General features: G+C 56.8%; 19 protein-coding genes. 11 read left to right on the top strand and 8 right to left on the bottom strand.

The genetic code is table 11. The features are described 5' to 3' along the window. The first annotated feature begins 2 nt into the window (after nt 1–2). Genes IB226_RS06820 through IB226_RS06810 form a run of 3 tightly spaced genes read left to right on the top strand, consistent with a single transcriptional unit; the run spans nt 3 to nt 3,263 of the window. Nucleotides 3–836, top strand: a complete 834-nt coding sequence (locus IB226_RS06820; protein WP_192234240.1) for a transketolase — start codon at nt 3–5, stop codon at nt 834–836. Beyond that, the gene (locus tag IB226_RS06815) at nt 829–1,773 is read left to right on the top strand and encodes a transketolase family protein (protein ID WP_101760785.1); all 945 of its coding nucleotides are present in this window, start codon (nt 829–831) and stop codon (nt 1,771–1,773) included. The genes IB226_RS06820 and IB226_RS06815 overlap by 8 nt, the downstream gene beginning before the upstream one ends. A gap of 2 nt (nt 1,774–1,775) precedes the next feature. Further along, nucleotides 1,776–3,263 carry an FGGY family carbohydrate kinase gene (locus IB226_RS06810; RefSeq protein ID WP_101760784.1) on the top strand — a complete coding sequence of 496 codons (1,488 nt, stop codon included), beginning with the start codon at nt 1,776–1,778 and terminating at the stop codon, nt 3,261–3,263. Between the two features lie 128 nt (nt 3,264–3,391). Here IB226_RS06810 and IB226_RS06805 read toward each other — a convergent pair whose 3' ends face one another. Beyond that, complete coding sequence (locus tag IB226_RS06805; protein ID WP_101760783.1) at nt 3,392–4,126, bottom strand: flagellar brake protein; 735 nt, start codon at nt 4,124–4,126, stop codon at nt 3,392–3,394. A 186-nt stretch (nt 4,127–4,312) separates the two neighbouring features. Between IB226_RS06805 and IB226_RS06800 the strand changes: the two genes are divergently transcribed. After that, nucleotides 4,313–4,561, top strand: a complete 249-nt coding sequence (locus IB226_RS06800; protein ID WP_008102737.1) for a GlsB/YeaQ/YmgE family stress response membrane protein — start codon at nt 4,313–4,315, stop codon at nt 4,559–4,561. A gap of 62 nt (nt 4,562–4,623) precedes the next feature. Here the strand turns inward: IB226_RS06800 and IB226_RS06795 are convergent, their stop codons facing one another. Continuing rightward, nucleotides 4,624–6,723 carry a TonB-dependent siderophore receptor gene (locus IB226_RS06795; RefSeq protein WP_192234237.1) on the bottom strand — a complete coding sequence of 700 codons (2,100 nt, stop codon included), beginning with the start codon at nt 6,721–6,723 and terminating at the stop codon, nt 4,624–4,626. A gap of 262 nt (nt 6,724–6,985) precedes the next feature. Beyond that, complete coding sequence (gene treA, locus IB226_RS06790) at nt 6,986–8,665, bottom strand: alpha,alpha-trehalase TreA (RefSeq protein ID WP_192234235.1); 1,680 nt, start codon at nt 8,663–8,665, stop codon at nt 6,986–6,988. 207 nt (nt 8,666–8,872) lie between these two features. Between treA and ghrA the strand changes: the two genes are divergently transcribed. The 3 genes from ghrA to IB226_RS06775 are packed head-to-tail and all read left to right on the top strand — an operon-like array spanning nt 8,873 to nt 11,161. Then, complete coding sequence (gene ghrA, locus IB226_RS06785) at nt 8,873–9,811, top strand: glyoxylate/hydroxypyruvate reductase GhrA (protein WP_192234233.1); 939 nt, start codon at nt 8,873–8,875, stop codon at nt 9,809–9,811. A gap of 24 nt (nt 9,812–9,835) precedes the next feature. After that, complete coding sequence (locus IB226_RS06780) at nt 9,836–10,573, top strand: phosphatase (protein WP_137385589.1); 738 nt, start codon at nt 9,836–9,838, stop codon at nt 10,571–10,573. A gap of 27 nt (nt 10,574–10,600) precedes the next feature. Further along, complete coding sequence (locus IB226_RS06775; RefSeq protein WP_192234231.1) at nt 10,601–11,161, top strand: molecular chaperone; 561 nt, start codon at nt 10,601–10,603, stop codon at nt 11,159–11,161. Between the two features lie 3 nt (nt 11,162–11,164). On the opposite strand, the gene IB226_RS06770 is transcribed toward IB226_RS06775, so the two are convergent. Next, the gene (locus tag IB226_RS06770; RefSeq protein WP_192234229.1) at nt 11,165–12,526 is read right to left on the bottom strand and encodes a CoA transferase; all 1,362 of its coding nucleotides are present in this window, start codon (nt 12,524–12,526) and stop codon (nt 11,165–11,167) included. Between the two features lie 46 nt (nt 12,527–12,572). Further along, nucleotides 12,573–13,457, bottom strand: coding sequence for a DMT family transporter (locus tag IB226_RS06765; protein WP_101760776.1), 885 nt, complete (start codon nt 13,455–13,457; stop codon nt 12,573–12,575). Nucleotides 13,458–13,647: 190 nt separating this feature from the next. Between IB226_RS06765 and IB226_RS06760 the strand changes: the two genes are divergently transcribed. Beyond that, complete coding sequence (locus IB226_RS06760; protein WP_192234227.1) at nt 13,648–14,373, top strand: glutamine amidotransferase; 726 nt, start codon at nt 13,648–13,650, stop codon at nt 14,371–14,373. Here the strand turns inward: IB226_RS06760 and IB226_RS06755 are convergent. Continuing rightward, nucleotides 14,361–14,924 carry a class I SAM-dependent methyltransferase gene (locus tag IB226_RS06755; protein WP_110865965.1) on the bottom strand — a complete coding sequence of 188 codons (564 nt, stop codon included), beginning with the start codon at nt 14,922–14,924 and terminating at the stop codon, nt 14,361–14,363. The genes IB226_RS06760 and IB226_RS06755 overlap by 13 nt on opposite strands. A gap of 238 nt (nt 14,925–15,162) precedes the next feature. On the opposite strand from IB226_RS06755, the gene IB226_RS06750 reads away from it, so the two are divergent. Together IB226_RS06750 and IB226_RS06745 are read left to right on the top strand one after the other, a co-directional pair. Then, a complete protein-coding gene (locus IB226_RS06750; protein WP_101760773.1) occupies nt 15,163–16,683 on the top strand; it encodes an aldehyde dehydrogenase family protein in 1,521 nt (506 codons plus the stop codon). A gap of 173 nt (nt 16,684–16,856) precedes the next feature. After that, nucleotides 16,857–17,069: a hypothetical protein gene (locus IB226_RS06745; RefSeq protein WP_192234225.1), complete on the top strand. Its 213-nt coding sequence runs from the start codon at nt 16,857–16,859 to the stop codon at nt 17,067–17,069. A 101-nt stretch (nt 17,070–17,170) separates the two neighbouring features. Here IB226_RS06745 and fumA read toward each other — a convergent pair whose 3' ends face one another. Together fumA and IB226_RS06735 are read right to left on the bottom strand one after the other, a co-directional pair. Then, complete coding sequence (gene fumA, locus IB226_RS06740; protein WP_192234223.1) at nt 17,171–18,814, bottom strand: class I fumarate hydratase FumA; 1,644 nt, start codon at nt 18,812–18,814, stop codon at nt 17,171–17,173. Nucleotides 18,815–18,978: 164 nt separating this feature from the next. Next, nucleotides 18,979–20,493, bottom strand: coding sequence for an anion permease (locus IB226_RS06735; protein ID WP_137385596.1), 1,515 nt, complete (start codon nt 20,491–20,493; stop codon nt 18,979–18,981). A 605-nt stretch (nt 20,494–21,098) separates the two neighbouring features. On the opposite strand from IB226_RS06735, the gene IB226_RS06730 reads away from it, so the two are divergent. After that, nucleotides 21,099–23,879, top strand: a complete 2,781-nt coding sequence (locus IB226_RS06730) for a flavocytochrome c (protein ID WP_101760770.1) — start codon at nt 21,099–21,101, stop codon at nt 23,877–23,879. Nucleotides 23,880–23,921 lie beyond the last annotated feature (42 nt).

Here is a 23,921-nt window from a genome sequence, read left to right as displayed (position 1 = left end):
CTATGAATCCTTTCAAATACTCGGTAGCGGATCTGGCAGCGAAAGCGCGCGCTGTGCGCCGCCGCATCATCCAGCTTAATGCGGGCAGCCCGGCGGGCGGTCACACCGGTGCCGATCTCTCACAGGTTGAGATCCTTACCGCGCTCTATTTCCGCATCCTGAACTGCGCGCCAGATCGCACCAACGATCCGCAGCGCGACATCTATATCCAGTCGAAAGGCCATGCGGTGGGCGGTTATTACTGCGTGCTGGCAGAAGCCGGTTATTTCCCCACCGAATGGCTGCCGACTTATCAGCATTCCGATTCGCATCTGCCGGGCCATCCGGTGCGTCAAAAAACGCCGGGCGTTGAGCTGAACACCGGCGCGCTGGGTCACGGTTTACCGGTGGCGGTCGGCATTGCGCTGGCGGCGAAGAAAGATAACAGCGACCGACGCATTTTTGTCGTCACCGGTGACGGTGAGCTGGCTGAAGGCAGCAACTGGGAAGCGGCGCTGGTGGCGGCGCATTACGGCCTCGATAACCTGGTGATCATCAATGACAAGAACAAGCTGCAGCTGGCGGGGCATACGCGCGACATCATGAATACCGATCCGCTGCCGGAAAAATGGCGCGCCTTTGGTCTGGATGTGAGCGAGTGCAACGGCAATGACATGGCGGCGGTGGTGGACGCCATCGAAAACCTGCCGCGCAACAGCGGCAAGCCACAGGTGATTGTGGCGCATACCGAAAAAGGCTTCGGCATCTCCTTTATTCAGGGCAAACCGGAGTGGCATCACCGTGTGCCGAAAGGGGAAGAGATTGCGTTGGCACTGGAGGAATTAAAAGATGAGTAATGCAAAACATTTGGCGACGGTAATGGTTGAGGCATTTATTGATGCGGTTAATCGCGGTGTCGATTTAGTGCCGGTGGTGGCCGATTCCACCTCAACCGCGAAAATTGCGCCCTTTATCAAAGCATTCCCCGATCGCCTGATCAACGTGGGTATCGCGGAGCAAACGCTGGTGGGCACCGCCGCCGGTCTGGCAATTGGCGGCAAAGTGGCCGTGACCTGCAACGCCGCGCCGTTCCTGGTTTCCCGCGCCAATGAGCAGGTTAAAGTCGACGTCTGCTACAACAACACCAACGTTAAACTGTTTGGCCTGAATGCCGGTGCCAGCTACGGCCCGCTGGCCAGCACCCATCACAGCATCGACGACATTGCGGTGATGCGCGGCTTCGGCAACATCGAAATCTATGCGCCATCCTGCCCGCTGGAGTGCCGCCAGATTATTGAGTATGCGCTGGCGCATGTCGGGCCGGTGTATATCCGTCTGGACGGTAAGGATCTGCCGCAGCTGCACGATGAAAACTATCAATTCCGTCCTGGCCAAATCGACGTGTTACGTGAAGGTCATGACATTGTGCTGGTGGCGATGGGCTCGACGGTTCACGAGGTGGTTCACGCCGCCGAGCAACTGCATGAGCAAGGCATTACAGCAGGTGTGATCAGCATTCCATCGATTCGACCTTGTGATACCCAACAGCTGCGCGAGCTGTTAAATCACTATCCAGCGGTCATTACCGTGGAAGAACACAACGTCAACGGCGGCGTCGGCAGCCTGGTGGCGGAAGTGCTGGCGGAAGGCGGCTGTGGCATCCCGCTGCTGCGTTTGGGCATCCCCGACGGCGAATACGCGATTGCTGGCGATCGCGCCTCCACCCGTGCCCGACATGGCATTGATGCCGCCAGCGTGGTGAAGAGTGCAGCGCGCATCTGTGCAGGAGCGTAAAGATGGCAGGTTCGTTGATACTGGCAATTGATGAAGGCACCACCAACGCGAAAGCGATTGCGGTCGATCGTGCCGGCAATGTGGTGGCACGCGGCAGTCAGCCGCTGACGCTGGAACATCCGCAGCCGGGTCTGGCGGAGCAGGATCCGCTGGCGATTTGGCAGGCGGTGAAGCAGGCGGTGAGCGCTTGTCTGGCGCAGTGTGCGGGGGCGCAGGTTGCGGCGGTGGCGATCAGTAACCAGCGCGAATCGGTGCTAATCTGGCAGCGACATAACGGTCAGCCGCTGACGCCGTTGGTCAGCTGGCAGGATCGCCGCTCGGAGGCGTTTTGCCGCGATCTGCGCGTGGCGGGTAAAGCACCGCGCATCACCGGACTCACCGGGTTGGCGGTGGATCCGATGTTCCCGGCCGGTAAACTTACCGGCATGCTGGCTGCGTTGCCGAATGGATTTGCGCGCGCGCAGGCCGGTGAACTCTGTATCGGCACCGTGGATAGCTGGCTGAGCTGGCAGCTGAGCGGCGGCGAAAGCTTCGTCACCGATCATGCCAATGCGGCACGCACCCAACTCTACAACCTGCACAGCGGCGACTGGGATGATGAATTGCTGGCGCTGTTCCATATTCCCCGCGCGGCGCTGCCGCAGATTGTGCCCTCGGCCAGCGCGCAAGGCGTGGTGACACGCAACGATATTCCCGGTTTAGCGCCCGGCACGCCGATTTTGTCACGCATCGGCGATTCGCACGCTGCGCTGCAAGCGCAGCGCAACGGCAGCGAAGAGGTGGTGAAAGCCACTTACGGCACCGGTTCATCACTGATGATGTCGATGGCGACGCCGTTGCTGACGGAAAATGGCCTCAGCACCACTGTGGCGTGGCACGACGGCACGCTGCGCTATGCCTTTGAAGGCAACATTACCCACACCGGTTCCGGCGCGGCGTGGCTGGGCCGCATGCTGGGCATTCATGATCCGCGAGAACTCACTGCGCTGGCGCAGCAAAGCGAACACAATCAGGGCATCTATTTTGTGCCGGCGCTTTCCGGTCTTGGCGCGCCCTGGTGGGATTTGAAAGCGCGCGGCATGGTATGTGGCTTGACCGATGCGGCTACGCCGGAGGTGCTGGCGCGCGTGGCGCTGGAGTCGATCACCTTCCAGATCGCCGATGTGTTTTTTGCCATGGAGCAGGCCAGTGGCGTGCAACTTCCTGCGCTATGCGTGGATGGCAGCGCCACGGAAAATAGCTGGTTGATGCAGATGCAGGCCGATGTATTGCAGCGGCCACTGAAACGCGTACCGACGGCAGAAGTGTCTGCGCTGGGCGCCGCGCTATTAGCGGGCCGCACCTTAGGCTGGTGGCAGCAGGGCAGTGAGATGCAGGCGTTACAGGGCGGTAGCGTGATCACGCCGCGTGAGGATCAGGCGAAAAGCATGCAAGAGAATTATCACGGCTGGCTGGATGCGGTGGCGCGTTGCCGTTATCAGCCGCATTGATTACCGTTATTTAAATCGCGCACGCTTCGTAGCGGCGCGATTTATCGCGCTTTTTAGACATTTATCTCATGCCACATAGCGCAATAAATTGCGCCGCTACGATGTTGTACGGTGATAAACGTGCAGCGCTACTGAAAACGGTTGGCTTTATCACGCGCCAGACGTTCCAGCGCAAAAATCACCTGCTGTAGCTGGCGTTCCTGAATCGGTTCGATGGCGGTAAAGCGGAAGCTGAGGCGCGGTGTGGCGCGGGTTTCATTCTTGCTGGTCACTACGGTGCGTTCACCAATGTGCAGCAGCTGTGCTGTCACCTCAAAGTGACCATACTCAGCTAAATCCACGCGCAGGTTTTTAAAGGTATCGCCGCGATTGAGCCCTTCCGGTAGCGCTTCGTCCAGCAGCACGCCGACGCCACCCAGTGACAGATCCTGCAGGCGGAAACGCGCGGTACGCCCATCAGGCCACTGGCTGTGGCAATAAAAAACCGGTTCCAGCGGCGCATTGACGCGAAAGAATTCACGACGTTGAATCTGCCACACCAGTTCCGGCAGCGACGCAGCAAAAGCGGGTAAGCCTTCGAATTCAACCCGCTGTAAACCGGTTAAGCCAAATTCAACTTTGGCACCGTGCGTTTCGGCGGCAATATTCACTTCGCCACCTTGCAGCGCTAAATCGTTATCCAGCGCGTTGCTGCCGAGGTCAAAGATCACCTGATCTTCATCGGCTGACAGCAAGCGGCTGATAAACTGACCGCGCGAAAAATTCACCATCAACGGGGTTTGAAAACGCAACAGGTCCTTCATCACGCCCAAAACCGCTAACGTGCCTCGCTTGAGGTATTGTTCTTTATCGGCTTCTCCCACGTCCTGCTCCACTTATCCGATTGTTATTTTCACGACTGACAATGCTGTTCGTCAGTTATCGGCGTCGCTGCGCTAACCTTTAGTCAGCTAACGGCTATTTACTGCGGCAAGTTGGGATGCAGATCATAAAATCCCGTCTATACTAGAGGCGGTGAACACATTGATTAATAACGTAAGGAGCAGTACATGGGTATTCTTTCATGGATTATTTTTGGTCTGATTGCCGGGATTATCGCTAAGTGGATTATGCCGGGTAAAGATGGCGGCGGCTTTATCATCACCGTGGTTCTGGGTGTGGTGGGTGCGGTTGTTGGTGGCTGGATCAGTACCCTGTTTGGTTTCGGTAAAGTTGACGGTTTCAACTTTGGCAGCTTCGTGGTGGCAGTGATTGGTGCCATTGTGGTGCTGTGGATCTACCGTAAAGTGCGAAGTTAATCGCGCCAGGATTTGATGAAATCCGCCATCCCGCAAAGGGTGGCGGATTTTTTTATGCCTGATTAAAAGTCGTAGCCCACCGTGGCCATGACCGTGCGCTCGGCACCGCGATAGCAGTAACCGGTGCCGTAACAGGCGGCCAGATACGTCTTATCGGTCAGGTTGTTGGCATTCACCTGCAGCCAGGCGCCTTTCAGCTGTGAGTTCCATGCGCCAAGATCGGCGCGAACCGACGCATCAAACAGCGTTACCGATGGCAGACGCGTGGTGTTCTCGTTATCCGCCCACTGTTTACCGATATAGCGCACACCCGCACCGGCGCTCAAGCCGTAGTCAAACTGATAATGTCCCCACAACGATGCCATGCTGTTCGGCGTCACATACGGCGTATGGCCATCGTTACCGTCCACCGAATCTTTGAAGCGCAGATGATTTAGCGTGTAGCCGGCGATAGTGCTAAAACGCGACGTCAGCTGATTACGCGCCTCAAGTTCAATGCCCTGTGAATGCACTTTGCCCGACGGCATGTAAGTGCCGTCCAGCACGTTACGGTTGGCGACATCGTCCTGGGTCAAATCGTAGACTGCGATTGAGTACATATCGCGCGTGCCCAGCGGCTGATATTTCACGCCCGCTTCATACTGCTCAGACGTAGTCGGTTTTAGCTGATTGCCGAAAGGATCGGTCAAGGAAGCCGGCGTTATTGCCTGGCTCCAGCTGACATAAGGCGAGATGCCGTTCTCGAAGGCATATAGCAGCGCAGCGCGGCCGCTGATGTGATCGTCCTGACGACGGCTGGTGCCGTTTTCCGACACGATGCGATCGTAGCGTCCCGACAAATCCAGATGCCAGCGATCAAGCTGCAACTCATCCTGCAGATACAAACCGGTTTGATAGTAGCGGCGCGTCTGCGATGTCCAGTCGAAGTCTGGCATGATGCCCACTTCTTCGCCGTTCCACGCATTCAGCGCGCTGGCGGCACCGCTGGCTTTGGTGATGTCGTTTTTATAGCGATGGTATTCCGCGCCCAGCGTCACGCGATGCTGAACCGCGCCGGTAGCGAAATCAGCCTGCAAGCGGTTGTCGTTGGCCCACGCGCTCAGCGATGAACGCTCACCCGAGTAGTAGCGGTTCAGCAGGTCTGGATTCGTTGCGTTCCAGCCAATCTGATAAACCTGATCGAGCTCGGTATTGGAGTGGCTGTAGCTGCCGATGGAGTACACCGACCACACATCGTTGAAGCGATGCGAGAAGTCATAGCTGTAAATCTGTTCGCGACGTTTGAACTGATCGAGCGCAGTGTCACCTTCATAGAAACTGTCACTCAATTTGCGGCCATTATGGCTGTAGAGCGTGCCTTCCGCCGGTACCGAGCCGTGATAGCCGCCGGACGGATCTTTCTGCAGGTAGGCGCGCAGCACTAAGTTGGTATCTTCACTTGGCTGCCACATCAGCTGTGGCGAAATCGCATATTTCTCTTCGCGGGTGTGATCGTATTGGGTATCGCTGTTGCGCGTAATGCCGGTTACGCGAAATGCCCACTGATCGTTGATGGCGTTGGTGTAATCAAAGGCGGCGTTATTGGTGGCGTTGGTGCCGGTCGCCAGGCGGAAGTGGCCCTCTTCAGCAAACTGCGGGCGCTTGCTCACCATATTCACCAATCCGCCCGGCACCGTTTGGCCGTAGAGCGCGGAGGAGGGACCTTTAATCACATCGATGCGGTCGAGGAACCAGTTATCCACCTGCAGGATGTTGAAGCTGCCGCCGTCACTCATCACGCGCAGGCCATCGAGGAAGGTGTTATCGACATCGCCGCCGTGGAAACCACGCAGCGCGATAGTGTCATAACGCGTGGCCGCGCCGCCAAAGTTGGTGAAGACGCCCGGCGTGTAACCTAGCGCCTGATTGAGATCCTGCGCGCCCTGATCTTCCATCTGCTGACGCGTCACTACCGAGATCGACTGCGGGGTAGTGATCAGCGGCTGATCGCTTTTGCTGGCACCGCTGCTGCGCGTGGCGAGATAGCCCTGCGTCGGTGAGGTGGCGCTCTCTTGCGGTTGCGCTGTCACGACAATCGACTCTTCAGCGAAGCTTGCCGCGGGTAAAGCCAGCGCAAGCGCGCACAGTACGCGGCCACGTTTAAGGGTAAACAACGAGGTCATGAGAGGTTCCTGTTATTTTAATGGGAATAGCTATCGATATCAGATTGAGAATTATTATCTTTTGTCGCGGATGTTTCAAGATGTGAGTTTGTTGCTAGAGGAATGTGAGGAAAATGCACAGATGACAGGCACGAGCCGTAGCGGCGCGATTTATCGCGCATTGCACTGGCGAAACCTTACCCAGGTTCGGGTCGCGCAATAAATCGCGCCGCGACGGGAATGTGCAGTTGCCGGGCTACTTCGCCCGGCAGAATAGAGGTAATTACTTCGCGCGACTTAAAACCGGCATATTCGGGATATCGCCAGCGTTATTACAGGTTTTGTCTTTCGGGCAGTACTTATCCAGCAGCTTCAGCGTCACGCCATTGGTCCAGCCGAAGCCATCCTGCAGCGGATATTCACCGCCGCCACCGCCGCCCAGCTGCGCGCCTTCAACCACGTATTTCTCGACCAGCTTATGTTCCTTGTCGTAGGTCGCCTGCACGTTCTGCAGGAAGCGCTGACCAATCTGCTGCGCCAGTTTCGGCTGCTTGTAATGCTCCAGACCTTCTACCGCCACCCATTGCAGCGGCGCCCAGCCGTTTGGCGCATCCCATTGCTGGCCGTTATTCACCGTGGTGGTCACCAGTCCGCCGGGTTTCAGCAGCTGTTTTTCAACTGCGGAAGCGGTGCGTTCAGCTTGCTTATCGCTCGCGAGCTGCATATAGAGCGGGAACAGCGTCGCAGCGGTCAGCTGTGAATGCACCTGCTTCTTCTGGAAATCGTAATCGGCGTACCAGCCTTTTTTGTCATCCCAAAGGTAGCGATTGATCGCCGCCTGACGTTTCTCAGCATCCGCCGCGAACTGTTTGGCTTTGTCATCCTGCTTATCCAGTTTGGCGGCTTTGAACAGTGTCTGTTCGAGGTGGAAAATCAGGCTGTTAAGATCAACCGGTGCCAGCTGCGTGGTACGGATGGACGCCAGATTGTGCGCATCGGTGAACCAGCGCGAACTGAAATCCCAGCCCGAAGCCGCGCCCGCACGTAAGTCGCGATAAACCTGCTGTTTATTGCGTTCCGGCGCTTTATTCGCGGTGTTGACGTCATCCAGCCAGGATTCGGTACGCGGCGCATCGCGATCGTCCCAGTAACGGTTAAGCAGCGTGCCGTCGCTGAGTTTGATCACACGTTTGCTGGCCTGGCCAGCCGCCACTTTGTCGCTGTCTGCCATCCAGTAATCGTACTCTTTCTGCAGCTGCGGCAGGTATTGGCGATAGACGTCGTCGCCTTTGTGCGTTGCCAGCAGGTCAACCATCAAGCTGAAGAACGGCGGCTGCGAGCGGCTGAGATAGTAGCTGCGGTTGCCGTTGGGAATATGACCATATTTATCCAGTTCGGTGGCGAAGTTATCCACCATATCCTGCACGCGATCCCAGTGTCCGCTCTCCGCCAGGCCGAGCATGGTGAAGTAGCTGTCCCAGTAATACACTTCGCGGAAGCGTCCGCCAGGCACCACATAAGGTTTGGGCAGCGGCAGCAGCGAATCGTACTGACTGGCACTTTGCGCGGTACGCGTCAGCACCGGCCATAAACCGTTGATGTGCTCACGCAGGCTTTGCCCGGCGGGCGGCACATATTTGTCACCCTCTTTTGGCAGCGTGAAGTTGCTGTCGACAAAATGCTTGAGATCGAAGTTGCGCTGGTTTTTTTGCATCTGCCAGTCGGCCAGAATCGACGAGGGATTGGATTTCGGCACCGCATCGGCGAAGGTTTTCTGATCCGGATAAAATTTAGCCTGCTGTACCGCATTGAACAACGGTCCCAGGCGCACATCCGGTGGCTGCGGTTGGTTGCTGAGCATGCGGTTTTGATCGTCGGCGTGTGCGGCGCTGGCACCGGCCAGCAACGCGGCGCTAAGTAAAAAGGTCAGACGCGCGGGCGTGAATACGGCATTTTTTATCATCGGTTTTTCTCCTTGTCCGAAAAGATGGTGTGCTAACGCATTGACCACCCAAACAACTTTAGTCGTAATGGCGCCGCTTAGCCTCGCACAGCGGTGGAAATGTGAAGCGCCCGGAATTAATCACGTGAGAAATTGCCTCAAGGCTAAGGTTTTTGCTTGCCCTGTACGGCTATTTGCCTGAGGCTGAAGCAAAAAAAGGAGAGTCGTATGGAGATAATCTGGTATCACCCGTCGCTGGCGCCGCAAGGTTGGCTGGAGGGTTTGCGTCAGCGTTTGCCGGAGGCGCGCGTGCGTGACTGGCAGCCGGGCGACAACGCGCCGGCCGATTATGCGGTAGTGCGTTCTCCGCCGGTCGAGATGCTGGCGGGGCGTCAGCTGAAAGGCGTGTTTGCCATGGGCGCGGGCGTCGACGAGATCCTCAAACAGCTGCGTGACAATCCACAGATGCTGGCCAACACCGTGCCGTTATTCCGCCTGGAAGATACCGGCATGGCGCGCCAGATGCAGGAGTACGCCAACTGGTGCGTGCTGGGCTGGTTCCGCCGTTTTGCCGACTATCGTCAACTGCAGCAGCAGGCTTGCTGGCAGGAGCTGGACGGTTTCGATCGCGAAAACTTCACCATTGGCGTGCTCGGCGCGGGCGTATTAGGCCGTAGCGTGCTGGAGAGTTTGCGTCAGTGGGGCTTTCCGTTACGCAGCTGGAGCCGTTCGCCGAAGCAGATCGACGGTGTGCAAAGCTTCCATGGCCGCGAACAGCTCAATGCTTTCCTGGCGGGCACGCAGGTGCTAATCGATCTGCTGCCGACCACGCCGGAAACCACCAACTTGATCGATAGCCAGCTGCTTAACGCATTGCCGCACGGCGCCTGCTTCCTTAACCTGGCGCGCGGTGCGCATGTGGTAGAAGCCGATCTGCTGGCGGCGCTCAACAGCGGTCAGCTGGCCGCCGCCGCGCTGGATGTGTTCCAGCGCGAGCCGCTGCCGCAGGATCATCCGTTGTGGTCTCATCCGCATGTCACAATCACGCCACATACTGCGGCGATTACCTTGCCAGGCGAGGCGATGGATTACATTGCGGATGCCATACTTGCTCTGGAGCAAGGTCAACAGCCGGGTGGTTTAGTCGATCGCCAGCGCGGTTATTAATTCCCATTGGGTCAGGAGATGAAGATGTATCCCGTTGATTTACATATGCACACCGTTGCCAGCACGCACGCTTACAGCACGCTGCATGATTATGTGGCACAGGCGAAACAGAACGGCCTGAAGCTGTTCGCGATTACCGATCACGGCCCGGATATGGCCGATGCGCCGCACTATTGGCATTTCGTCAACATGCGCATTTGGCCGCGCGTGATTGATGGCGTTGGCGTGCTGCGCGGTATCGAAGCCAACATCAAAAATCAGCAGGGTGAGATCGATTGCAGCGGCCCGATGCTGGATGCGCTGGATCTGATTGTCGCGGGCTTCCACGAACCGGTTTATGCGCCGCGTGATAAAGCACATCACACTGAAGCGATGATTGCGGCGATGGCGGGCGGTTTGGTGCATATCATTTCGCATCCGGGCAACCCGAAGTTCCCGGTGGATATTCGCGCAATTGCCGAAGCCGCCGCGCATTACGATGTGGCGCTGGAGATCAACAACTCCTCCTTTACCCATTCGCGTCCGGGCAGCGAACCGAACTGTCGCGCCATTGCCGAAGCGGTGCGTGATGCTGGTGGACGTCTGGCGTTTGGCTCCGATTCGCATACCGCGTTTACGCTGGGCAATTTCGAACACTGCCTGCGCATCACCAGCGAAGTGGATTTTCCCGAAGATCGCGTGTTAAATGTCACGCCGCGTCGCCTGCTCGACTTTCTCGCGTTGCGCACCGGCAAAACGATTCCCGAATTTGCTGATTTTTAACTTTTTTACCTCAAGGAATTCTGTTGCATGAATGAGTTTTCCATACTCTGCCGCGTCATCGGCTCGCTGTTTAATCGCCAGCCGCAGGATCCGCTGCTGGTGCCGCTGTTCACTCTGCTGCGTGAAGGTAAACTGCAACAGCAGTGGCCGCTGGAGCAGGACGAACTGTTGACGCGCCTGCAGCAGAATAGCGATCCGCAGGCGCTGGCCGCTGACTACAATGCGCTGTTTGTCGGCAGCGAGTGCAGCGTGCCGCCGTACGCATCACAGTGGCCAAACGGTGTTGCTGAAGCAGACGTGCGTGCGTTTCTCAGCGCGCGCGGCATGCCGCTGAGCGAAGCGCCTGCCGATCACTTTGGCGTGCTGCTGCTGGCGGCATCCTGGCTGGAAGATCAGTCGGCAGAGGATGAATCTGCCGCGCAGCTGGCGCTGTTTGATGAGTATCTGCTGCCGTGGTGCGGCGCGTTCCTCGGCAAAGTGGAAGCGCATGCCACCACGGCATTTTACCGCACGCTGGCGGTGCTGAGCCGTGAGGCGATGCAGGCGATGTACGACGAACTGAACGAAGAGCAGGGCGACGAGGCGTAATCGTTACCAGCTTGCTGCGCTGCTGCCGAGCTTCACGCCTGGCGTTGCGCAGATCATTGGCGTGCCGGGCAAATACGCTGCGGCGCGCAATCTCTCTGCAATTCCCCACTGATTGATCTCTATCGCGCTCAGCGCGTCATCGTGCTGCGCGTGTATACCGTTTTGCGCATTCTGCGGCGCGGCACCGAACTGCTGCAACAGCCGCGCGGTGCGTGCCAGCGATAAGCGCGCCTGCCAGCCAATGCCGTTGGTCAAGCGCTGACGCAAACCTTCCAGCACCGCGGCGGCCATCAGATAACCGGTGGCGTGGTCGAGCGCCTGCACCGGCAGCGGCGTTGGTTGATTATTGCCGCTCCAGCGCATGCCTTGTTCGGCGATGCCGCATCCCATCTGTACCAGACTGTCGAAGCCGCGCCGGTTGCGCCACGGCCCGCTCCAGCCCCACGCATTGAGGCTGACATCCACCAGGCCCGGCGCGAGTTGGCGGCGCGTATCGGCATCCAGCCCGAGTTTTTCCAGCGCATCAGCACGATAACCGTGTACCAGCACATCGCTGTGCTGCAACAGCTGGCGCAGCTGCTCGCGCCCGGCGCGGGATTTGATATCAAGCCGCGCACAGCGTTTGCCGCAGGTGATCTCCTCTTCCAGCGTGGGTTCGTGCCAGTCGGGCGGATCGATGCGCAGCACCTGTGCGCCGAGGCTGGCGAGAAAACGTGTCGCCACCGGTCCGGCAATGATGCGCGTGAGATCCAGTACGCGCACGCCGAGCAGCGGCCGCGCGGGCGACAGTAACCAGGCGGGCGGCGGGGCGGCGTCGGTGGCCTGTTGGGCAATCAGCGCTTCCTGCTGCACGGCGCTGCCTTGCGGATGCTGCAGCCATTGCGCTTCGCTGCGCATCTGCGCGGCGCAGCCGCCGGCATCAATCACCGCCTGTTCCAGCGTGGCGGCGGGCCAGCGGGCCACCGCATCGGCCAGCGCGGCACGATCGGCATGCTGGCCGAGCACGCGCTCCATCGCCGCACGATGATGAGCCGCGTTGGTGTGCAGGCGGATCCAGCCGTCGGCGCTGGCGTAATCACCGGCGAATTCATCCCACAGCGCAGCAGGCGGTCGATTGAGCGGGATCAGGCTGTGCTGAAACCAGCGCGAGGCGAGACGGACATTAACGCTGACCGGCGCGGATTGGCCGAGCAGATCGCTTAGCGCCTGGCTGGCGAGGCCGATGCTGGTGGCCGCCAATTCGCTGACGGCAAAGGCAGAGGAAAAAGTGTCGGGCTGGAGAAAAGTCGGCGAGGGAAGCGGGTCTGCGCCTCGCAATCCCTGCCACATTTGCTGCCACAGTGCGGCAGCACGTTGAGAATCCATGTTGAGTCTCCGGAAAACGCGCGAGACTCAAGCATAGCAGAGCGGATTAACGGCGGCGTAAGCGCGGAAAACGCGCATGCATCCGCAGGTTACGCAGGTTGATCACCGCAATCGCGGTGCCCAGCACCACCAGTGACGCACCGAGGATCTTAAAGCTGTTCATGCTGTCACCCAAGACGAAAACGCCCATCAATACCGCCAGCACCGGCGTCAGCAGCGAATAGGGCATGATCAGGTTGACGTTGTATTTCTTCAGCAGCGCGTACCACAGCGTATAGGCGACAATCGACGAGGCGAGTGCGCTATACAGAATGCCAAACCAGCCGCGCCAGCCCGCGTGGCTCAGCGCGTAAAACTGATGGGATTCGGTCAGCCACGAAGCGGCACCGACAATCGGCACCGCAAGGAAGGAGATCCAGCCGGTGAGCGTCAGCGGTTGTATCGGCGGCGATTTTTTCACAATCATATTGCTGATCGCCCAGCCAAACGCGCTGCACAACAGAATACAGAGCACCCACCAGGCCGGAATGGTCGGGCTGCCCGACAGCACCGCCACGCCGCTCAGCGAAATGGCGATACCAAACAGCTGCACCAGCCGCAATTTCTCCTTGAGAATCACCATCGCCAGCAGCATGGCAATCGGCGTACCGAGCTGAACCACGATAGCGCCGGTGCCGGCATCGGTGTAGCGCATGCCGACAAACAGCAGCGAGAAGTGCATAAAACCGAAGGTGAACGCCAGCGTCAGCAGCCACGGCAGTTGCGCGCGCGTAATGCGGCAGAATGGCACCAGCACAATCGCTACCACCACAAAGCGCATCCAGGTGAGAAACAGCGGCGGAAGTTCCAGTAATCCCCACTTCACCGCCACGTTGTTGAAAGCCCAAATGGAAACCACCATCAGAACCATTAAAAAATGCCGCACTGCCACGAGGTCTTCCTTCACGCTGTACAAAGATGATCACCGGCTAATGATGGCATGAAGGTGCGCACTTCGGGCATGTCTGGCGAAATTTTTTTCGCTTAAGCATTAGCTTATGCAGGAAAAAAATAAGACATGTCGCTGATTTACTGTCAAAGTGGATGTCCGAAAGGCGACCATAACGAGGACCGTATTCGGCATGACACACACCCGCGCTTTACCTCTTGCTCTGATTCAACTCGAAGTCCCGCCGCCGCAGGTTGTGGCGCAAATTGGTGAACAACCCCGCTGGTTTATCGACGCGCTGCAACTGCAGCCCGATGACTATGTGATTGTGCGTCCGCATCTGGGCGATGATTTACCGGCCTTTGACCGCGTCAGTGGCGCGATCCTCAGCGGTTCCTGGGCGATGGTCACCGATCACGCTGACTGGAGCGAACGCACCGCCGCCTGGATTCGTGGCGCGCTGGAGGCGGAGCTGCCGCTGCTGGGCGTCTGTTACGGGCATCAACTGATGGCGTATGCGCTGGGTGGCAAAGTGGGTGATAACCCGCACGGCTGGGAGCGTGGACTGAAACCGCTGACGCGCAATGCGCAGGCGCACAACGATCCCTGGCTGGCCGATCTACCGGGCGAGTTTCAGGCGTGGTTGTCACATCGGCAATCGGTGTTAACGCCGCCGCAGCATGCGCAGGTGCTGGCGAGCTCGGCGCAGGATGGTTGTCAGATTTTGCGTTATTCGCCGCAGGCGCTGTCGGTGCAGTTCCATCCGGAATTTACCCGCGAGATTATGACCGCCTGTTTACCGGCGGGCGTCAGTGACGATGACACGGTTCTTTCAGGCGAAGATTGGTCGCGCGAACTGTTGCGCAGCTTCTGGCTACAAACGCGGCCGCAGCCGCGCGCGCAGGCTCAGGGCGCGTAGTTGCGCGTGCAGCGATAAACCCACGCGGGTGGCATATTTTTCAGCACCCGCTGGCGTTCCCAGGTGAAGTAGCGTGACAAATTTGGCTGGGTGAACGAGGTGTATTGAAACTGCACGAATACGCCGCGTGGACCCAGCGCATCATGCACCGCACTGAGGATGTTATCGCGCGTGGCGGGCGGTAATGACAGCAGCGGCAGGCCAGAAAAAATCACATCATATTCTCCGGCGAGATATTCCGCCGAACAGGCGCGTACCTGCATGCGCGCATCAGGCAATCCACGCAGGCTTTTCACCAGTTCAGGGCTGATTTCGAACACGTCAAGCTGTGCTTGCGGTGACATGCGCGCCAGCACGTGGCGCGTGAGCACGCCATCACCGGCGCCCAGTTCGGCGATACGCAGGCTGTTATCCCAGTTCACCGCATCGCACATGGTGCGGCAGAGCGCGGCGGAAGAGGGCGTGATGCTGCCCATTTTGCGCGGGTTGCGGATAAATTGCTGAACAAAGTTCGCTTTGGCACGCATTAACGTCAGGGCTGAAGCCAACATCTGTTTCTCCTGGTTAGTATCCTGCTTCATATTGACCACATATTTCGCCCATGTTCCGCTTTTTGCGGCATAAGCGGGAAAACTCGGAATTATCTGTAGCGGCCTACGCACGCCACATTTCCCTCGGTGCGGTCACAGTTTCCCCTTTTACGATCTGACAGGCTGGCGTGGATCGCCCAATGTTAATAACAGGTTTCATAGTTGTTAATCGCCACTCTGTCCCGCAAGGAGAAACACCATGCGTTACGCTGCTCCGGGAGAACAAGGTTCTCTCATTACTCTGCAATCGCGTTATGGCAACTTTATCAACGGCGAATTTGTTGCGCCGGTGAACGGTAACTACTTCGTCAACACTTCACCGATCAATGCTTCTACCATTGGCGAATTTCCCCGTTCGGACCGCGCCGATATCGATAACGCCGTGGCTGCCGCCCAGGCCGCTGCCGATGCGTGGGGCAAAACCTCGCCGCAGGCACGCTCGCTGGTGCTGCTGAAAATTGCCGATCGGCTGGAAGAGAATCTGGAATATATCGCGGTCAACGAAACCTGGGATAACGGTAAGCCGGTGCGTGAAACGCTGGCGGCGGATCTGCCGCTGGCGGTCGATCACTTCCGCTATTTCGCTGGCTGCGTGCGTGCGCAGGAAGGCACCGCCGCTGAAATCGATGAGTTCACCGCCGCCTATCACTTCCACGAACCGCTGGGCGTGGTCGGGCAAATCATTCCGTGGAACTTCCCGCTGCTGATGGCGGCATGGAAACTGGCGCCGGCGCTTGGCGCAGGTAACTGCGTGGTGTTGAAACCGGCCGAGCAAACACCGCTGTCGATTACGCTGTTTATGGACGTGATCAAAGATCTGCTGCCGCCGGGTGTTATCAACGTGGTACATGGCTACGGCAAAGAGGCAGGCGAAGCGCTGGCATCCCATCCGGGAATCGCCAAAATCGCCTTCACCGGATCCACTGCCACCGGCGGCCATATTCTGGAGCTGGCGGCGAAAAGCCTGATCCCGTCCACCGTTGAATTGGGCGGCAAGTCACCGAACATCTTCTTTGAAGACATCATGGATGCCGAAGAGAGTTTCATTGAGAAAGCGGCAGAAGGCGTGGTACTGGGCTTCCTTAATCAGGGTGAAGTTTGTACCTGTCCGTCGCGCGCGCTGGTACAGGAATCGATCTTTGAGCCGTTTATGGCGGCGGTGATGAAGCGCATCAAAACCATTAAACGTGGCGATCCGCTGGATACCGAAACCATGATTGGCGCGCAGGCGTCGCAGCAGCAGTTCGACAAAATCCTCTCTTATCTGGAAATTGCGCAGCAAGAGGGCGCGCAGGTGCTGCACGGCGGCGGCGTAGAGAAAGTGGGCGAAGAGTTTGCCAGCGGCTACTACATCCAGCCGACACTGCTCAAAGGGAATAACAGCATGCGCGTGTTCCAGGAGGAGATATTTGGCCCGGTGGTTGGTGTGCTGACCTTCAAAGATGAAGCGGAAGCGCTGGCAATCGCCAATGATTCGATTTACGGACTTGGCGCGGGCGTCTGGACGCGCGACATCAATCGCGCCTATCGCATGGGCCGCGCCATCAAAGCCGGTCGCGTGTGGACTAACTGTTATCACCTCTATCCGGCGCACGCGGCGTTTGGCGGCTATAAGAAATCGGGTATTGGTCGCGAAACCCACAAAATGATGCTCGATCATTATCAGCAAACGAAAAACCTGCTGGTGAGCTACAGCACGCAACCGCTGGGTTTCTTCTGATTGAATATGGCGGCGGGGCAATCTCGCTGCCTTTTCATCTCTTCGTCATCTTGCCGCTGCAGGATATTCACTTCGCCAGAATTTTCTGATCAAGGTGGCATCTTTAAGCCAGGTCTTGTGTGTTTAAAGGAGGCGATTGGGCAGAATAGCCCACCTATTTTCAAGGAGATTTCATGAACACGTTGTATAACTACCTGGAACAGCATGATGAGATGCTGGACGGTGTGGAGCAAAATATTATTACTGTTAACCTGCCTGGGCGTCAGGCGGTGTATGTGATTGGTCAGAACGATGCTGACCTGCTGCTGGAAGTAAAAGCGCGCGAAATCACCACGGCACAACGCATGGAAACATTGCGTCAACTGGAAAGCCAATTCCGTTTTTAACCTTTCTGTTTTGCCTCATTCGATGATCCATTCGTCAGAAATATCGCAATAAAAAAGCCGCTATCACAAGATAACGGCTTTTTTGTGGTGCGATGCGTGGATTACTTCACGCAGGCGGCACAGTTATTGTGAATCTGCTGGAAGAAGTCGTTTCCTTTGTCATCCACCAAAATGAATGCCGGGAAGTTTTCCACTTCAATCTTCCAGATCGCTTCCATGCCGAGTTCGGCATACTCCACGCATTCCAGACTCTTAATACTCTGCTGTGCCAGCACCGCAGCCGGGCCGCCGATGCTGCCCAGATAGAAGCCGCCGTGTTTTTGACACGCATCGGTAACCTGTTTGCTACGGTTGCCCTTCGCCAGCATCACCATGCTGCCGCCATTGGCCTGCAGCAGATCAACGTAGGAATCCATACGACCTGCAGTGGTTGGGCCGAGTGAACCGGAGGCATAACCTTCTGGCGTCTTCGCTGGACCCGCGTAATAGACCGGATGGTCCTTGATATACTGCGGCAGGCCTTCGCCGTTATCGATGCGCTCTTTCAGCTTGGCGTGCGCAATGTCGCGCGCCACGATAATGGTGCCGTTAAGCGACAAGCGGGTTGATACCGGATAAGCCGACAGCAGCGCCAGAATTTCGCTCATCGGCTGGTTGAGATCGACATGCACCACTTCGCCTTCACCCTGCTGACGCAGCGCTTCCGGAATATAGCGGCCTGGATTGTCTTCCAACTTCTCAATCCAGATGCCTTCACGGTTGATCTTGGCCTTGATATTTCGGTCTGCGGAACATGACACGCCCATACCCACCGGGCAGGATGCGCCGTGACGCGGCAGACGCACCACGCGGATATCATGCGCAAAATATTTACCGCCGAACTGCGCCCCGAGGCCCAGCTCCTGCGAGGCTTTCAGCAGTTCTTCTTCCAGCTGAATGTCGCGGAACGCCTGACCATGCTCGTTGCCTTCAGTCGGCAGCGAATCGTAATAGTGGGTTGAGGCCAGCTTGACGGTTTTCAGCGTGGCTTCGGCTGAAGTCCCACCAATCACAAACGCGATATGGTACGGCGGACAGGCCGCGGTACCCAGCGACATCATTTTATCGATCAGGTAGTTCTTCAATTTGGCGGGCGTAATCAGCGCTTTGGTTTCCTGATACAGATAGGTTTTGTTGGCGGAACCGCCACCTTTAGCGATGCACAGGAATTTGTATTCGTCGCCATCAACGCTGTAGAGGTCGATCTGCGCCGGCAGGTTGGTGCCGGTATTCACCTCTTTATACATATCCAGCGCGGCATTCTGTGAATAGCGCAGGTTATCTTCAATAAAGGTGTTGTAAACGCCTTGCGACAGCGCGGCTTCATCGCCGCCACCGGTCCAGACACGCTGGCCTTTTTTGCCCATGATGATGGCAGTGCCAGTATCCTGACAGGTTGGCAGCACGCCTTTGGCGGCAATTTCGGAGTTGCGCAGGAACTGCAGGGCGACGTATTTGTCGTTCTTGCTGGCTTCATCGTCGGCAAGAATGGACGCGACCTGCGCCTGATGCGAGGCGCGCAGCATGAAGGAAGCATCGTGGAATGCCTGCTTCGCCAGCAGCGTCAGCGCTTTGGGATCGACTTTCAGGACTTCTACGCCATCGAAGTTGGCCACCGAGACGTAATCGCGGCTCAGCAGATAGTATTCGGTATCATCTTTGGCGAGAGGAAAGGGATCCTGATAATAGAAGGGTTTGTTCGACATGTTGGCTCACTTAGCTTCGTGTGGCCCGCCAGCATGACGGGCGACAAATTAGGCAGTTTGTTATTCGATTTTCTCTCGCCAGCCCTCCGCAGGGGCTGACTGGCGAGTATCATAACATTTTCACGGTAATGCGCGGCTCCGTTTTTAACATCGAAGCAACATCATCAGAACATCATCACCATCCATGGATAGGCGACAACCATCAGAAGAACCAGGAACAGCGCGCCGAAGATGGTGCCCAGGCGCCAGTAATCTTTAGTTGGCAGATAGCCGCTACCGTAATAAATCGGGCTTGGGCCGGTGCCGTACGGGGTGATAATGCCCATCACACCCAGAGAAACACACATCATCAGGCAGAACACCGGCATGTTGATGCCCGGAATGGATGCGGCGATGGTCAGCATCGCGGGCAGCAGCGCGGTGGTGTGCGCGGTGGTACTGGCGAACAGGTAATGCAGCAGGTAGAAGGCGACCAGAAGGACGACGGCAGAAACCTGCGGGTCATAGCCTTGCAACAGCATTGCGCCTTCTTTACCCAGCCACGCGATGAAGCCAACGCGCGCTAAACCATCCGCCAGCGCGACCAGCGTGGCGAACCAGGCGAAGGTGTTCCAGGCGGCTTTATTGCTGGTGATGTCATTCCAGTTGAGTACGCCGGTCCACAGCATCAGCACGATGACTAACAGTGCGGCCATTGCGGGCTCAATCCAGGCGGTGGCGAAGATCCACATCATCAGCGCCGCAACCACGAAGCCCAGCAGCAGGATTTCGTTACGTTTCAGTTTACCGAGTTTGGCCAGCTCAGCGGTGGCCCAGCGCGGTACTTCATCGTTCACTTTCACTTCTGGCGGATAGAGCCAGTAAGCCAGCAGCGGCATGGTGAGAATCAGCAGCACGCCCAGCGGCAGGAAGGCAAGGAACCACATGCCCCATGAGATATCAAAGCCCACCACGCTTTTTACCAGCGCCAGCGCCAGCAGGTTTGGTGCCAGAGCAGAAAGGAACATCGAACTGGTGATACAGGCGGCGGTGATGGCCACCCACATCAGGTATGAACCAATCTTACGTGCGCTAGGATCGTTCGGTTTTGAACCATAGAGCGGCGGCAGGTTAGCAATAATGGGATAGATGGTACCGCCGCTGCGCGCGGTGTTGGATGGCGTAAACGGCGCCAGCAACAGGTCAGCGAAGGTAATGGCGTAACCCAGCGTCAGGCTACGACGGCCCAGATATTTCACCAGAATCAGCGCCAGGCGGCGACCGAACTGGGTTTTATCGTAGCCTGCGGCGAACATGAAGGCACCGAAGATCAGCCAGACCGTGGAGTTGCCGAAGCCACTCACCGCCCATTTGAACGACTGCGCCGCGGTTTTGAACTTGGGATCCGCCAGTTCTGCCGGGCTAAACAGCACCCACTGGCTGAACAGCGCAATCACCACCACGCCGGTTAACCCGATAACGGCACCCGGCAGCGGCTCGAAAATCAGTCCCACAATAACCCCGACAAAAATGGCGAAGAAGTGCCAGGCGTAAGGTTCCAATCCCGCAGGAGTCGGCACCAGCAGCAACAGCACAGCCACAATAATTGGCAGGCACAACATTATCAGGCGGTTCTTTTTTTTCCCTGGTGCCGCGGGAGGCGCGGTGAGGGATTCACTCTGGGTTGTTTGTGTGTTCATAGTTTTGTCTGCAAGTTATGGAGAATGCGGATATACGCCCCGAACCAAGCTGGTTTTTTTAGTTACAAAACCCTTTTAACAGATTAGTCGTGACATTTAAAACTGAGTCTTAATAAATCGCCATTTACAAAATTCGATGCGCGAATTATCTAATGGATGCGCTTATGATGCGATTAATTAAAATATCTATTTTGATCTAGATCAATAAAATTTATTGGTGATTTTTTTGCTTTAAACCTGTGCGCCTTAATTAACGAACCATTAGGTGAAAATTAACTGTGTGAGATGAATAAAACGGCACAAATCAAGCAAAAAACAGAGAAAGGAGACGATTTATCTTTATGATAAGACTAGATTTGTTTTAAATGTAAGGAAAAAGTTGATTTTTGTCAAGTCTTGGTTAAAACTTAGCGGAGCGCAGCTTTTAGCAATAAGCCTCAAATATTATTTTCATGCGTAAAACTTATATAACTAACGAATAAGGTTATGTAAGTAAATAAAATGCTATATTTACGCCATGAAATCGGACCACTCAAATAATTATAAAATTCTCCGAACCGCCAAAGAATTGAATACCAAGTTTCTTAATTCTGGAGTTGCTCATCATGAATACGCTCACCCCGATTCTTAATCCCCTTACGTTACCGAAAGGTGCGGTGCTTAAAAACCGACTGGTTATGGCACCGATGACCACCTGTACCGGTTATTACGATGGCGGTGTTACCAGTGACCTTGTCGAATATTATCGCGTGCGCGCCGGCAGCATCGGTACCGTGATTGTCGAGTGCTGCTTTATTGATAACCGTGGCCCTGCGTTTCCAGGCGCGCTCGGTATCGACAGCGACAACAAAATCCCCGGTCTGGCGAAAATCGCCCACGCCATCAAGTCGCAAGGCTCCAAAGCGATTTTGCAGATTTATCACGGCGGCCGTATGGTTGAACCGGCGCTGATCGGCGGTAAAACCCCGGTCGCACCGAGCGCCATCGCCGCACCGCGCGACGGTGCCACTCAACCTCAGGCGCTGACTGCAGAAGAAGTGGAGGTGATGATCACCAAGTTTGGTGATGCGGTGAACCGCGCGATCAAAGCCGGCTTCGACGGCGTGGAGATTCACGGCGCCAACACCTATCTTATCCAGCAGTTCTACTCGCCAAACTCCAACCAGCGCGACGACAAATGGGGCGGCAGTCGCGATAATCGCGCGCGTTTCCCACTGGAAGTGCTGGAAATCACCCACAAAATGGCTGACCGCTTCGCTGCGGCAGACTTCATCATCGGCTATCGCTTCTCACCGGAAGAGCTGGAAGTGCCGGGCATCCGCTGGGACGATACGCTCTATCTGCTGGAGAAACTGGCAGAACGCGGTCTCGATTACGTGCACTTCTCGGTTGGTCAGTTGCTGCGTCCGTCGATTGTTGATACTCAGGACCCAACGCCACTGATCACCAAATATCTGGCACAGCGCTCGCCTAACCTGGCGAAAGTGCCGGTAATCGGCGTCGGCGGCGTCGTCAATAAAGAAGATGCCGAGAATGCGCTGGAGCACGGTTTCGACTTGGTGGCGGTGGGCAAAGCCTGTATCGCCTATCCGGACTGGACCGATCGCGTCATCAAGAATCAGCACATGGAGCTGTATATCGACAGCACCAAGCGCGAAGAGTTGACTATCCCGGAACCGCTGTGGCGCTTCTCACTTGTGGATGCGATGATCCGCGACGTCAGCGATACCGGCCGTAAATACAAAGCGGGCGTTTATCAGGCGAAAGTCGAAGCCGAAGCGCTGAAGCTAAAAATCAACGTTACCCTCGACACCGACCGTATTACCGACATCTCGCTGGTGCCGGATCCGAGCCTCGACGTCGACTTCACCAGCACCTTCGAAAGTCTGCGTGAACGCATTCTGGTGGCGAACAGCCCGCACGTTGACGCCATCACTGGCGCCACCACGCAGAGTGAAGCGCTGAAAAAAGCGGTATCGCGTGCCATGACCACCTCAAGCAAAGAGTATGTCATTGAAGAGGGCGGTAACCCGAACGCACCGGTGAATTACGATGTGGTGGTAGTGGGCACCGGCGGTGCCGGTCTGGCGGCGGCGATTCAGGCGCATGACGATGGCGCACGCGTGGTGATCATCGAGAAGATGCCCACCATCGGCGGTAACACCATCAAAGCCTCGGTCGGGATGAACGCGGCGGAAACCCGTTATCAGAAGTTGAAAGGCATTGAAGACAGCAAAGAGCTGTTCTATGAAGAGACGCTGAAAGGCGGCAAATTCAAAAACAATCCGGTGCTGCTGCGCGAATTTGTTGAGCAGGCGCCCGAAGCGATTGAGTGGCTGGCCGCCAAAGACATCGAGCTGTGCGACATCACCATCACCGGCGGCATGAGCATCGATCGTACTCACCGTCCGGAAGATCGTTCGGCAGTCGGCGGCTTCCTGATCAGCGGGCTGGTGAAAAACGTTAATCTGCGCAATATCGAAGTGTTGCTGGAAACCTCAGTGGCCGAAATTTTAGTGGAAAACGGTGCGGTCACCGGCGTGAAAGTGGTGGATGAGTATAACGACAGCCGCATTATTAACGCCAAAAGCGTGATTGTGGCGACCGGCGGCTTCAGTGCCAACCGCGAAATGGTGGTGAAATATCGCCCTGAGCTGGACGGTTTCGTCACCACCAACCATAAAGGCGCCACCGGCAGCGGCATCGCCATGCTGCAACACATCGGTGCGGATACCGTGGATATGGGTGAAATCCAGATTCACCCAACGGTTGAGCAAACCACGTCGTACCTGATTTCCGAAGCAATGCGCGGCGGCGGGGCGATTCTGGTGAGCCAGGCAGGCAAGCGTTTCTACAATGAAATGGAAACCCGTGACAAAGTGTCCGCTGAGATCATCGCGCTGCCTGAGAAGAGTGCGTGGATTGTGTTTGACGAGCAGGTACGCGCCAATAACAAAGCGGCTGACGAATACATCGCTAAAGGCTTTGTCATCAGCGCGCCAACGCCACACGAGCTGGCGGTGAAACTCAACATGGATCAGGAAGCGCTGCAAACCACGCTCGGTCGTTACAACGAGTTCGTGGCGAAGCAGGATGACGAAGACTTTGGTCGTAAAACCGCGCTGCGTCACCCGCTGAATAAAGGTCCGTACTTTGCGATTCGTATCGCACCGGGCGTGCATCACACCATGGGCGGCGTGACCATCAACACCGATACCGCGGTGCTGGATGCGCAGAAAGAGGTGATTCCAGGCGCATGGGCGGCCGGTGAAGTGGTCGGCGGCATCCACGGCGCCAACCGCATCGGCGGCAATGCGGTGGCCGATATCATCATCTTCGGTATCAAAGCCGGTCACAACGCGGCTAAACTGGCGTTAGGACACTAAGCTGTAAAGATGCCCGCCTTGTGCGGGCATCGTTTTCTTTAG

This window comes from Pantoea sp. PNT03, from assembly GCF_014852515.1.
Classification (GTDB): Bacteria; Pseudomonadota; Gammaproteobacteria; order Enterobacterales; family Enterobacteriaceae; genus Pantoea; species Pantoea leporis.
This window is presented reverse-complemented; position numbering and strand designations above follow the sequence as displayed.

Excerpts from the sequence above, each read along its gene's own strand:
- IB226_RS06735 (WP_137385596.1), bottom strand. The coding sequence starts at position 20,493 with ATGAACACACAAACAACCCAGAGTGAATCCCTCACCGCGCCTCCCGCG.
- IB226_RS06745 (WP_192234225.1), top strand. The coding sequence starts at position 16,857 with ATGAACACGTTGTATAACTACCTGGAACAGCATGATGAGATGCTGGAC.
- IB226_RS06760 (WP_192234227.1), top strand. The coding sequence starts at position 13,648 with ATGACACACACCCGCGCTTTACCTCTTGCTCTGATTCAACTCGAAGTC.
- IB226_RS06730 (WP_101760770.1), top strand. The coding sequence starts at position 21,099 with ATGAATACGCTCACCCCGATTCTTAATCCCCTTACGTTACCGAAAGGT.
- IB226_RS06780 (WP_137385589.1), top strand. The coding sequence starts at position 9,836 with ATGTATCCCGTTGATTTACATATGCACACCGTTGCCAGCACGCACGCT.
- IB226_RS06795 (WP_192234237.1), bottom strand. The coding sequence starts at position 6,723 with ATGACCTCGTTGTTTACCCTTAAACGTGGCCGCGTACTGTGCGCGCTT.
- IB226_RS06755 (WP_110865965.1), bottom strand. The coding sequence starts at position 14,924 with ATGTTGGCTTCAGCCCTGACGTTAATGCGTGCCAAAGCGAACTTTGTT.
- IB226_RS06800 (WP_008102737.1), top strand. The coding sequence starts at position 4,313 with ATGGGTATTCTTTCATGGATTATTTTTGGTCTGATTGCCGGGATTATC.
- IB226_RS06815 (WP_101760785.1), top strand. The coding sequence starts at position 829 with ATGAGTAATGCAAAACATTTGGCGACGGTAATGGTTGAGGCATTTATT.
- fumA (WP_192234223.1), bottom strand. The coding sequence starts at position 18,814 with ATGTCGAACAAACCCTTCTATTATCAGGATCCCTTTCCTCTCGCCAAA.
- IB226_RS06770 (WP_192234229.1), bottom strand. The coding sequence starts at position 12,526 with ATGGATTCTCAACGTGCTGCCGCACTGTGGCAGCAAATGTGGCAGGGA.
- IB226_RS06810 (WP_101760784.1), top strand. The coding sequence starts at position 1,776 with ATGGCAGGTTCGTTGATACTGGCAATTGATGAAGGCACCACCAACGCG.
- treA (WP_192234235.1), bottom strand. The coding sequence starts at position 8,665 with ATGATAAAAAATGCCGTATTCACGCCCGCGCGTCTGACCTTTTTACTT.
- ghrA (WP_192234233.1), top strand. The coding sequence starts at position 8,873 with ATGGAGATAATCTGGTATCACCCGTCGCTGGCGCCGCAAGGTTGGCTG.
- IB226_RS06820 (WP_192234240.1), top strand. The coding sequence starts at position 3 with ATGAATCCTTTCAAATACTCGGTAGCGGATCTGGCAGCGAAAGCGCGC.
- IB226_RS06750 (WP_101760773.1), top strand. The coding sequence starts at position 15,163 with ATGCGTTACGCTGCTCCGGGAGAACAAGGTTCTCTCATTACTCTGCAA.
- IB226_RS06775 (WP_192234231.1), top strand. The coding sequence starts at position 10,601 with ATGAATGAGTTTTCCATACTCTGCCGCGTCATCGGCTCGCTGTTTAAT.